Source organism: Pseudofrancisella aestuarii (assembly GCF_003574475.2).
Classification (GTDB): domain Bacteria; phylum Pseudomonadota; class Gammaproteobacteria; order Francisellales; family Francisellaceae; genus Francisella; species Francisella aestuarii.
Map to the genome: position 1 here is coordinate 495,719 of NZ_QLIS02000002.1, position 12,172 is coordinate 507,890.

Sequence of the window (12,172 nt, forward strand, 5' to 3'; positions counted from 1 at the left end):
TAGAGCACTTTTAACTTATAATTTGTCCTGAGTCAATGAATCCCGTAAGTAGAAGTATAGATGTCACTAAGAGTGAGACATATTTTTGATAAATATATAGATCAAGATCCGATAAAGGTTATGAGGAATAGCACTTTAAAATCGGCTGCTATTCTTTTTTCTTTTTTGGCTATAGCTTTTACTTTTGACTTCAATAGAAACTTGATAGTTTTATGTCTGTTATTTTTAGCAAATATGATTGCTAGCGTGCTAATGGGTAACATAGAAACAAAAAGAAAAGTTTTTTTCCTCTATACAGTATCAGCGATGATAATAGTGCATGTATCTACTTATGTGCATCCAATATTTGAAAGAGAATTTTTGCTTATTTTACCATTTGTTTATTTCTTTTTTTGGTTACGTGGGTTTGGAGAAGTTTTTTTATATTTTCCAATGATGCTTATAGTAATGGTATGTATTACCTTTATTAAATTTCCATTGTTTGACTATAATCACTGGAATTTTACTATTTGGAGTATTATTTTAGCGACGATATTTTATTTTGTATTGATAAGAGGCTATAAGCCAATGACTAATGATGATATTGAATTAGTTGTTAAATCTTTAATGAAGCTTTTTATTAAAAGCTATAAGGAAACTTTTGATAATGCAAAGTTTAGAAGATTTACACAAACAAAAATCATGGATAGAGCAAATGAAAAATTTAATAATATTATTGCTCTTCAAACACATGGAATGATGTTGCTTAGAAAGTCAAAAATCGAAGACTGGAGATTTTTTTGCTATAACTTAGTAATGCTAAATCGGTTATTAGTAAGGTATGTATTAAATTATAAAAAATTTAGTATAAATTATTCACGAATGGGTTTTTCAAATAATGATGAAGTACAGTCTTTGTCTAAAGACTTAGAAAAGATGTTTCTTGAAACTTTACAGCTGGGAACTATTATTGTTAGCCATAATCAAAATGCTTGGAAAGATAAAATAAGATATATAGAGCATTTAAAATTTAAATTTGAATTAGGATATATAGAAAATTATAAGCAAGACAAAGAAAAAAGAGATTTTTTATTTAGTTGTATCCTTCTTTTAGATGATATTTTTTTTGCAATAGAAAACACTAGAGAGGCCTATAATGATTTTCTCAAAAGATAGGCTAATTGATAAAATGTCTGATAATACGTTACTAGCTTTTAGAGCCTTATTAGCTTCAACTATTGGTTTATTAATTTGTTATGCTGTTTTTAGCCTTAGCGGAGAGGACTCATTTAGAGAAAGAATATATTGGGTAGTATTTGCTGTTGTGAGTGTTACTGTGAGTACAAATACAGATGTAGTGTTCTCTAGAGCTAAAAATATAGCAGTATTTTCAGTGCTTGGTTGTACCATGGGCTCTGTTATATTGATGCTTATTCAAAAGTATATGGATAGCTTTATCTTAATAGCTATATTGTGCTCATTATCTTTGATGTTATATACATATACAATGTTTTTAAATTATGCAACAAGCGTCTTTTTTATTCATATTTATCTTGTGATGTTTTTTGGATTATTCGTTTTTTGGGATACGGATTTATTTTTTGTTCGTATTATCTGCGTGTTTATTGGAACAATAAGTATATTAGCTGTTTTTATTATTACGAAAAGTACCAAAAACAGGGTTAAGTTCCAAAAAGAGATGTACATTTTATATGGCGAATTTAAACAGATTGTTGATAGTATTGATCAGAAGGTTTCAAATAAAAAAATTATTAACTTAGTGCAAAAAAATATTAGTTTAAACGAACAGCTTTTAGCTGCAAAGTATGAATTTAATACTAGAAGAGAATATTATTCATATAAACAAATTATACTTCTAATGGATGAATTACTAATTAACTTAAAAACATATCGAGTTTTATTTATTCAAGAAAAGAAACATAAAACCGAGTTATATAAAGAGTTTGTGGATTATACAAATGAAGCAATAAAAAAGAACTTTAAGAAGCTTACAATTAGATATGATAGAATTCTATTAGGAGATAAAAAGAATAATCTTTTCTTAAAAAAATAAAGAGAGATATGCAGAACAAAACATTTTTATTCTACGATTTAGAAACAACAGGTATAAATAATTCTTTTGATCAGGTATTGCAATTTGCAGCTGTGAGAACAGACTTGAATTTTAATGAGATTGAAAGATTTAATTTTTTTGTAAAGCTTAATCCTGATACAACACCAACACCAAGAGCAACAATTACTCATCATATATCTATTGCTCAAGCAAATTCTGAAGGTGTTGCTGAGTATCATGCTATTCGAAAAATACATAAAATAATTAACGTTCCTGGAACAATAAGTATTGGATATAACACTTTAGGTTTTGATGACGAGTTTCTGCGATTTGCTTTTTTTAAAAATATGCTTCCTCCTTATAGTCATCAATTTAAAAGTGGCTGTTTTAGAGCAGATTTATTTCCAGTCGTTGCATGTTACTACCTTTTTTGTAATGAAGCCTTAAAGTGGCCTATAGTAGTTGATGATAATGATGTGGAAAAGGTTTCTCTAAAATTAGAAAATATAAATTTAGAAAATAACCTACACAGTGGTGGAAGAGCCCATGATGCAATTACTGATGTTTTAGTGACAGTTGAATTAGCTAAGAAGTTACGTCAGGTAAATCCTAAAATGTGGCAGTTTTTATTGCAAAAGTTCTATAAACAAGTTGATGAGCAAACTTTAGACAGCTTAGATGTTGGAGTTGATGAATATAAGCAAGCTATAGCAATTGGTGGTATTTTTGGTGCTAAAAATAATTTTATGACAGCAATTCTAGATGTTGGGCAACATAGAAGTTATAAGAACCAAGAAATATTTGTAAGGCTTGATCAGTGTCTATTTTCTGAACATATAGAAAAATTTGAAAGCTTAGAAAATGAGCATTGGCGATTGACAGTAAATAAAAAATGGGGTGATATCCCAATCATATTGCCGGCTAAAACTAGATTTGTTGGTAAGCTTCCTCAAGAGAGATTGGATATTATTAAAGCAAATAAAGAGTTTATTAAAGCAAATAAAGAACTTTTTAGAGATTTTGTTGAGTATGTTTTAACCTATAAATATCCAGAAATAGAAAATATAGATGTTAGCGCTAGTATTTATCAAAGCGATTTTATGACAGTTGCTGATGAAAAGGGATGTGATAAGTTTCATAATTCTAAAATTGAAGAAAAAGCTAAAATGCTTAATCAGTTGCCTAAAAGTTATTATGATAGAGCAGTTAGGATAATAGGAAGGTTAGATTTTGAAAAACTGCCCCAAAATTCACAATATGAGTTTCAGGAATATCTTAATAAAATAGTTAGTTTAGAAGAAGATGAGCTTTTAATTGATCATAAGGGTCATAAAAGAATTACATTGGAAGAGATTTATAAAGAAATAGAATATTTAAGAAAAACTGAAAATTTAACAGAAGAGCAGCATGCATTATTGTATGAGTTAGAGGAATATCTTTTTTAAGAGATGGATAGATTTAATTTAGTAACAAAATACAAGCCAAGTGGTGACCAGCCTAAAGCTATAAGTAGTTTGGTTAATGGAATAAACAGTGGTTTGAAACATCAGGTTTTGTTAGGAGTGACAGGCTCTGGTAAAACCTTTACTATGGCCCATGTAATTAATGAAACTCAAAAGCCTAGTTTAATACTTGCGCATAATAAAACCTTAGCTGCTCAACTGTATTCTGAGATGAAACAGTTTTTTCCAGATAATGCAGTAGAATATTTTGTTTCATACTATGATTATTATCAGCCAGAAGCTTATGTGGCAGCATCTGATACTTATATAGAGAAAGATTCATCTGTTAATGAACATATTGAGCAGATGAGATTATCAGCGACAAAAGCTATTTTAGAGCGTAAAGATGTAATAATTGTAGCAACGGTTTCAGCTATTTATGGTCTTGGTGATCCAGAGCAATATATGCAGATGCTTTTACATTTAAAAGTAGGTGAGACAATAGATCCTAAATTAGCTCAAAGAAAGCTTATTGATATGCAATATACTCGCAATGATATGGATTTTAGTCGAGGAACTTATCGAGTAAGAGGAGAGATTTTAGATATATTTCCCGCTGATTCTGAAGCTGATGCTATTAGGGTTGAATTCTTTGATGATGAAATAGAATCTATAAGCTTAATAGATTCTTTAACTTCTAAAAAAATAAAGCCGTTACATCGAGCAACGATATTTCCTAGTACGCATTATGTTGCTTCTAAAGATAGAAAAGAGCAGGTCATAAAACAAATCAAAGAAGAGCTTAAAGAAAGGATTAAATATTTTGAAGAAAATAATCAATTGCTAGAAGCTCAAAGGATAGAGCAGAGAACTAAGTATGATATAGAAATGATAAATGAGCTTGGTTATTGTACTGGAATTGAAAATTATTCTAGACTGTTATCAGGACGTGGCGAGGGTGAGCCACCGCCAACTTTGTTAGACTATTTGCCAGAAGATGCTCTAATCATAGTTGATGAATCACATGCTACACTACCTCAATTTGGAGGAATGTATAAAGGCGATCGTTCAAGAAAAGAAAATCTTGTTAACTATGGATTCAGATTGTTATCAGCATTAGATAACAGACCTCTTAAATTTCATGAGTTTGAAAGGCTTATTAACCAAGCGGTATATGTGTCAGCGACCCCTGCTAAATATGAGCTGGAAAAATCTGAAAATACTGTTGAGCAGATTATTAGACCTACAGGACTTCTTGATCCCGAAGTGATTGTTAGACCAGTTGCTATACAGGTAGAAGATGCATTATCAGAAATCAATTTAGCAGTAGCAAAAGGTGAGAGAATATTAATAACGACGTTAACAAAGAAAATGGCAGAAAATCTTACAGATTATTTATCTGAACATAATGTCAATGTTAGATATTTACATTCTGATATAGATACAGTTGAAAGAGTACAGATTATTCATGATCTCCGACAAGGTGTGTTTGATGTACTTGTTGGTATTAACCTTTTACGTGAAGGGTTAGATATGCCAGAGGTGGGTATTTTATTAATTTTTGATGCAGATAAAGAAGGTTTTCTTCGTTCTGATAAAGCTCTAATTCAGACAATAGGGCGTGTTGCTAGAAATATAAATGGTAGAGCTATTTTATATGCAGATGTTGTTACAGGCTCTATGCAGAGAGCTATGGAAGAAACTCTCAGAAGAAGAGAAACTCAAAATGAATACAATATAAAAAATAATATTACACCAAAAACAATCATAAAAGATATTGATGACATGCTCGATAGTTCTCCAGAGAAGCAAAGACGAGAATATAAAAATAATGCGAGAATAAAGGTTGATGATGTGGATGTTTCGGCTATACTAGGTATGTCTGAAGCTGCTAGAGTTATTAAGGCATTAGAAAAACGCATGAGAAACTATGCTAAAGAGCTAGAGTTTGAGAAAGCTACAGCTATTAGAGATAAAATAATAGAAATAAAACAGAAATTTATAAACCTATAGAACTTTATTATGGCAATTGAGAGTAAATTAAAAAAAGATAGAATATTTCTTAGATTTACTATAGCAAAAATAAAAAACTATCTATTTAGAATTAAAAAAAGTTTATATGCAGCTATCATCCTTTGTGGATTTATTATGATGGCAGTATTATATCTAGGAAATTGGGCTTTAGCGTTCCAGTCTTTACAAATATCAGTAACATTGTCATCTATTATTTTTGTACTATTATTTTTAGTTACTAAGGATGATAATCCAGTTGATATTATTGTTTCAGGTGTTGAAGGTGAATCAAAAGTATTAGACGAGCTAAGAAAATTAAATAATAATTATGTGCTTTTCAATAGACTTATATTACCTGATGAACAATCAACATATGGAACTAGGGAATTAGATTTTGTAGTTATTTCAAAGAACTGTATCTATGTTGTCGAAGTAAAGAATAATAGAGGTCATATTGAAGTTCAGAATATGGCTGAAAGGTGGCATGTTGAGAAAACCTCACAGCATAATAATATTTATGCTAAAACAATTAAAAACCCAATAAGACAGGTTTTTGCACAGAAGAAAGTTTTACAAACATATTTATTTAAAAAGAAAGTTTATATAAAAGGTATACCTGTAGTAACTATAGTAGTATTTGCTAATGATGATGCTGACTTAAGTGATATTTTTGTTGCAGAAGATGCTAATCAAGCAGTTTTACAATTAGAGCATTTATTACCATTTATTGAAAATAAAGAACAATATTTGGAGAAAATTCCTACAAAATCTAGGAAAAAAATAATTAGATATTTAGAAAAGGTTTAATATGAACAATAGGCCTATAGGAGTATTTGATTCAGGTATAGGAGGTCTAACGGTTGTTAAAAACCTAATGGAACTCTTACCAAATGAAAATATAATTTATTTTGGTGATATAGCCAGAATTCCTTACGGTACCAAGTCTAGAGCTACTATTCAGAGATTTGCTGAACAGACGGTTAAATTCTTATTAGATCAAGAAGTTAAGGCTATTATTATAGCGTGCAATACCATTTCTGCAGTAGCTAAAGAAGCTGTTCAGAATTTGGCTAAGGATATTCCAGTAATAGATGTCATAAGTGCAGGAGCAAAAGCTGCTGAAGACTATAATAATATTGGTGTAATTGCAACTCAAGCAACAGTAAATAGTAAGGCATATTCACGAGCAATACATGAGCATAATAAAGATGCTATTGTTGACTCACAAGAATGTGGTCTTTTTGTGCCGATGATAGAAGAAGGCTTTGTAAAAGGTGTAGCAATAGAAGCTGTAGCTTGTGAATATCTAAGTTTTTTTAAAGATAAAGATATTGAAGCTTTAATACTGGGATGTACTCATTATCCATTAATAGCAGATATAATAGCAAAGTTCATTAAAGAGGATACTTTACTTATTGATCCAGCAACTCAAGCTTGCTTAATGTTACAAGAATGTCTTGAGTCTAAAGAATTATTAAACTTAACAAATCAAAAATCAGACTATAGGTTTTACGTTACAGATATTCCTATTAAATTCAAAGCTATGGGTGAAATGTTCTTAAAAACGCAAATGGATTATTTAGAAATAGTTAGTCTTGAAAATTAGATTTTAGTCATATAAAAAATTGTCTTAATAATGTATAGATGTAACACTATATTATAGTAGATTCTATAAATAGTCTTTTATGGATAATAGGCCGATAGGAGTATTTGATTCAGGAGTTGGTGGGCTTTCAGTAATGAAAAGTTTAATAAGCGGTCTGCCTAATGAAAATTTTATTTTCTTTGGAGATACTGCTAGAGCCCCATATGGAATAAGGTCATTAGAAGTTATACAGAAATTTTCTATTCAAATTGTAAACTTTTTATTAGAGCAAAATGTAAAAGCTATTGTTATTGCATGTAATACTATTACAGCAGCAGCTGAGGAAACTATTAAAAATATATCTAAAGATATTTCGGTAATAAATGTAATAAAACCAACTGTGAATAAAGTTGTAAAAGATTATAAAACATTAGGTCTCATAGCAACAGAATTTACTGTAAATAGTAGTGTTTATCCAAAAGTAATTCATTCATATAATAAAGATATAGTTATTTATTCGCAGGCATGTAGCTCGATTGTACCAAAAATTGAATTAGGTATATTGCAAGGAGTAGAACTAGAAGAAATGGTTAATAATTGTCTTAAATTTTTAAATAGTAAAGACATAGAAGCATTAATATTGGGGTGTACTCATTATTCGCTTATAAAAAATGTAATTTCTAGATATGTTAGAAAAAATACTACAATAATAGATCCAGCAGAACTTACAGTATTAGAAGTAAAAAAATATTTAAAAGATAGAGTGATTACCCCATCAGAAAGAGGTATTCAAGAAAGTTGTTTTTTTGTTTCTGGAGATGTTAATAAATTTAAACAGATAGGAGAAATATTTTTAGAAAGAGAGATTGTTAATTTAGAGAAAATGCCAATATCAAGCTTTAAATAATTAGGCAAATTATCTTAATCCTGCTACTCTTTATCATTATAAATATTATTAGAGCTAGTGATTGGAAAATAAGCATTTAAATATATTTTTACTTATTCCATTAGTTGTAACTTTCTCATTCGGGATGGATAGTTATATTCCTTTTATTATAGTAATAAAAAATCAGCTTAATCTGTCAGCATCTATAGTACAGTTAAGCATGAGTATTTATATATTTGCTTTAGCAGTTGGACAGATTTTTATAGGATTATTATCTGACTATATTGGTAGAAAAAAAGCTTTATATCTTTCAACGATTCTTTTTATGGCCTCTTCAGTTTTATGTGGATTTTCAACTTCTGGCACGCAGTTGATTATAGGGAGATTTTTACAAGGTATAGGGGCATGTGGTTTAAGAGCTTGTACTTATACCATGGTTAAAGATTGTTATGATGGAGATCAAGCATCAGCTTACTTAACGCGGTTATACAGTGCGGTAAGCCTTTCGCCGATGATAGCTCCATTAATAGGTGGGTTTGTTGGTGGGATATGGGGCTGGGAAGCTATATTCTTTATGATGGTGATTTTAGGAGTAGCGCTTTTAGGATGTATTTATCCATTACCAGAAACATATAGTAAACAAACAGAAAAAACACTTCAGCAGCATTTTAAAGACATTGGAGCAGTGTTTAGAGATAAGCAAATTCTTTTTTATGGATGCTTATCAGCAGCTGGAATTACAGCAATGTTTTGCTTTGTATCTTCAATGAGCTACATAATTTTATTACAGTATCATTTATCTCAAGAGTATATATATCTGACATTTGTGATTTGTGGCATAGGTATGTTTATAGTAGGTATGCTTTCTAAAAAGATTATTTCTTCATTAGGTTCTAAGCGAGCTCTATATTATTCATTTGGGATTAGTATATTTCTCTTAATTGTAATGAGTTTATTAAGTCTTTTAGGGGACTTGAATTTCTCTATGTATGTACTATTTAGTATGCTTCTAATAAGTATTGCAATTATTTTAAATGGCTGTTCTATTTCAATGGGAGTAGCATCACGTAAAACACTAATAGGTTTAGGCATATCTATAATTGGAGTGCTTGGATACGGTATTGCTGCAATAAGTGGTTGGGTGTTATCACTATTGCCAATAGATACTTTTAGCTATGGCTTAGTTGTTGGTACATATTATCTATTTATGATAATAATATCTTTAGTAGCGATTAAGCCTAAAAAGGCTTATGGCTAACTATTACTTATAAGATTGATTAGATTAGTATAATATTTGACACCATTTAGCATGGCGTCTGCAGTTAAATCAAATGTTGGCTCATGTACCATAGAAGTAAAACCTTTAACTTCATTTCTAACACCGAGAAACACATAGCAAGCAGGTATTTCTTTTGCGAAATATGAGAAGTCTTCAGACCCCATCCATGGAATTTTTGACTCTACAACATTAGTTTCACCAAGTGCTAACTTTACAGCCTGAGTAGCTTTATTGGTTGGAGCTTCAGAGTTTCTTGTTTCAGGATAACCATTAATATAATTTATATCTACATTTCCATTATAAGTTGTAGCAACACCTTGAGCTATTTCATGTAAACGCTTTTTTGCAAGGTCTTTTCCGTTGGAACTCAAATATCTTATGGCTCCTTTTAACTTCACTTTATCTGGTATTACATTATATGCTGAGCCTGCTTCAATAGCAGTTACTGAAATAACTATGGGATCAAAACTATCACTATTTCTAGATACTACTGTTTGTACTTGATTAATAAATTGCGAAGCCATAATAATTGGGTCATTCGCTGTCATAGGTATACTAGCATGCCCACCTTTACCATGAAAAGCTATATCAAATAGATCTACCCCAGCTAGAGCAACAGGAGAGCATATTTGTATTTTACCCTCATCAATAAGAGGCATGACGTGTATGCCATATATTTCATCTACTCCATCTATAGCACCATCTGCTATCATAGCAGGGGCACCACCAGGTAAGACTTCTTCAGATGGCTGGAAAAGAAAGCGAACATTAACGTTCAAAAATTCTTTATTTTTTACTAATTGTTGAGCTGTAACCAAAACCATTGCACAATGTGAGTCATGTCCACACATGTGAGCTTTGCCATCTACCTTAGATCTATATTCACAAGAATTTTGTTCATGAATCGGTAAAGCATCCATGTCTGCTCGTAATGCTATAGTTTTTTTTGCATTTGGGACTTTTAAATCAGCAATAACACCTGTTTTACCGATACCAGTTTTTATTTCTAACCCTAGTTTTTCTAATTCTGTTGTTATGTATTTAGCAGTATTTTGTACATCAAAACCAAGCTCTGGATATTCATGGATATGCTGTCTAATACGTTTTAGTTCAGCAAGAGCATTTTCATTTATAGTAATTTTATTATTCATAATATGTAGAAAAAATATCGTAATTATTACTCATTTTACACAATAACTAATTTGAATGACTAAGTTTTATAGCTTTTAAGATTTATTTAGTTTGCTTTATAAACTTGTAACTTTATATTGGCAGTGTAAAATTTTCTTTAATCTCAAGCTCTTTTAGTCATCATGAATGAAAGCCTAAAGTTAAGTGAATTTCTTGAGTTAATCAAGAGTACTATAGAGATGGGTTTTGGCTACCAAGGTTTTTGGGTAGTAGCAGAGCTTTCTGAATGGAGAAAATCTGGCCATCATTATTATGGGGAGCTAATAGAGCATGATGGCATTAGTAAATATCCTATAGCTAAGATCAGATGCAATTGTTGGGCAAATGTTGCAAATAGTATTTTAACAAAATTCAAATCTGTAACAGGCGAGCATTTAAAGTCTGATATGAAAGTGCTTTTTAAAGTAGCTGTTAATTACCATATAAGTTTTGGTCTGAGCCTGAATATAGTAGACATAGATCCTTCATTTACTTTAGGTGATAGAGAAGCTCGGAAAATAGGAATATTAGATACTCTCACAAAAGAGGGTATTGTAATGAAAAATAAAGAGCTTGAGCTACCATTAGATTTTACAAATGTAGCAGTTATAACAAGCTCAACAGCAGCTGGCAAAGGTGACTTTTTTGAAGAAGCTCAGAAACTAGAAACTCTAGGTCTATGTAAGTTTGATATTTATGAAGCACTGATGCAAGGCAAAGATTGTGCTTTAAGTGTAACTAAAGCTTTTGAAAAAGTAGCAAAAAAAGCTAGTAACTATGATGCTATTGTTCTCATTAGAGGAGGGGGATCTCAAGCAGATCTAGATTGGTTTAATAATACTTCACCAGCAAGACTTGTTTGTAAATCTAAAATACCTGTACTTATAGGAATTGGGCATGAAAGAGATAGTACAGTTTTAGATGATATATGTACTAAAAGTTTTGATACGCCATCTAAGGTTATAAATTACATTGCTAATGTAATTATAGATAATGCAAGTGACGCTAAATATAATTATGAATCTATAATAAAAATGACAAAAAATTTTGTTAAATTTAACAAAGCAAAATTAGAAAATGAATATGATACTTTTAGATCGCAGTTAGAAAATTATCTAAATCATTTAGATAATAAAATAAATAATGAATATAAAAATATAACATCAACAGGTAAAGTCTTAGTGAAAGGTTATTCTCAAATCATAGAATCTAAGTATAAAAGAATATTTGAAAATAGTAATAGCAGTTTAAAGTATTATAATCAAAATGTTACAGGGCAATATAAAGAGTTAATGAATTATTCAAAGAATATACTAAATTACTATGGTAGTTCTTCTGATTATTTATATAGGCAAATATTATCGGTTTCTATAGAGCCAACTTTAAAAAGGGGCTTTAGTATAACTAAATCAAGAGAAGGTAAGTTTATAACAACTAAAGAGAAGGCAAGCAAGCAAAAGAATTTAATAATAGTATATTCAGATGGAATAGTTAATGTGGAGGTGGAAAATGGCAACGCAGAGTAAAAAATTTGCTAGGAATTATGAAATTTTAGAAGAGATAAATGAGAAACTACAAGATGGACAAGATAACCCAGCATTGTTAGATGAATTAGCCCCTTTGTTAGAGCAAGCATCTAAAAGCTATAAGCTCTGTAAAGAAAGAATTTTAGCCGCACAGAAATTTATTGATGAATTTGAGGATGAAAAATAATAATATAAATAAGGTATCATAATTGAATATT

The 12,172-nt window shown here is 30.3% G+C and carries 11 protein-coding genes; 10 read left to right on the plus strand and 1 reads right to left on the minus strand.

The window, feature by feature from the left end:
* Nucleotides 1-60 precede the first annotated feature (60 nt).
* The 8 genes from DNK87_RS06440 (at nt 61) to DNK87_RS06475 (ending at nt 9,237) form a co-directional block, all read left to right on the plus strand.
* Nucleotides 61-1,155 (plus strand): hypothetical protein, encoded by a 1,095-nt coding sequence (locus tag DNK87_RS06440; RefSeq protein ID WP_119330047.1) that lies wholly within the window; start codon nt 61-63, stop codon nt 1,153-1,155.
* Nucleotides 1,136-2,053, plus strand: coding sequence for an FUSC family protein (locus tag DNK87_RS06445; protein ID WP_119330048.1), 918 nt, complete (start codon nt 1,136-1,138; stop codon nt 2,051-2,053). The genes DNK87_RS06440 and DNK87_RS06445 overlap by 20 nt, the downstream gene beginning before the upstream one ends.
* Before the next feature lie 8 nt (nt 2,054-2,061).
* Complete coding sequence (locus DNK87_RS06450) at nt 2,062-3,498, plus strand: exodeoxyribonuclease I (RefSeq protein WP_119330049.1); 1,437 nt, start codon at nt 2,062-2,064, stop codon at nt 3,496-3,498.
* A gap of 3 nt (nt 3,499-3,501) precedes the next feature.
* Nucleotides 3,502-5,508 (plus strand): excinuclease ABC subunit UvrB, encoded by a 2,007-nt coding sequence (gene uvrB / locus DNK87_RS06455; RefSeq protein WP_119330050.1) that lies wholly within the window; start codon nt 3,502-3,504, stop codon nt 5,506-5,508.
* A gap of 9 nt (nt 5,509-5,517) precedes the next feature.
* Nucleotides 5,518-6,315: a nuclease-related domain-containing protein gene (locus tag DNK87_RS06460; protein ID WP_119330051.1), complete on the plus strand. Its 798-nt coding sequence runs from the start codon at nt 5,518-5,520 to the stop codon at nt 6,313-6,315.
* A 1-nt stretch (nt 6,316) separates the two neighbouring features.
* Nucleotides 6,317-7,114 (plus strand): glutamate racemase, encoded by a 798-nt coding sequence (gene murI, locus DNK87_RS06465; RefSeq protein ID WP_119330052.1) that lies wholly within the window; start codon nt 6,317-6,319, stop codon nt 7,112-7,114.
* A 79-nt stretch (nt 7,115-7,193) separates the two neighbouring features.
* Nucleotides 7,194-8,000 carry a glutamate racemase gene (gene murI, locus DNK87_RS06470; protein WP_119330053.1) on the plus strand — a complete coding sequence of 269 codons (807 nt, stop codon included), beginning with the start codon at nt 7,194-7,196 and terminating at the stop codon, nt 7,998-8,000.
* Between the two features lie 61 nt (nt 8,001-8,061).
* Nucleotides 8,062-9,237 carry a multidrug effflux MFS transporter gene (locus DNK87_RS06475; protein ID WP_119330054.1) on the plus strand — a complete coding sequence of 392 codons (1,176 nt, stop codon included), beginning with the start codon at nt 8,062-8,064 and terminating at the stop codon, nt 9,235-9,237.
* Here DNK87_RS06475 and DNK87_RS06480 read toward each other — a convergent pair.
* The gene (locus DNK87_RS06480) at nt 9,234-10,409 is read right to left on the minus strand and encodes a M20 metallopeptidase family protein (RefSeq protein WP_119330055.1); all 1,176 of its coding nucleotides are present in this window, start codon (nt 10,407-10,409) and stop codon (nt 9,234-9,236) included. The two genes, DNK87_RS06475 and DNK87_RS06480, sit on opposite strands and share 4 nt — an antisense overlap.
* A 162-nt stretch (nt 10,410-10,571) precedes the next feature.
* Here DNK87_RS06480 and xseA point away from each other — a divergent pair, with 162 nt between their 5' ends.
* Together xseA and xseB are read left to right on the plus strand one after the other, a co-directional pair.
* Entirely contained in the window at nt 10,572-11,954 is a 1,383-nt protein-coding gene (gene xseA / locus DNK87_RS06485; RefSeq protein ID WP_119330056.1) for an exodeoxyribonuclease VII large subunit, read from the plus strand.
* Nucleotides 11,938-12,141, plus strand: coding sequence for an exodeoxyribonuclease VII small subunit (gene xseB / locus DNK87_RS06490; RefSeq protein WP_119330057.1), 204 nt, complete (start codon nt 11,938-11,940; stop codon nt 12,139-12,141). Before xseA ends, xseB begins: the two co-directional genes overlap by 17 nt.
* Nucleotides 12,142-12,172 lie beyond the last annotated feature (31 nt).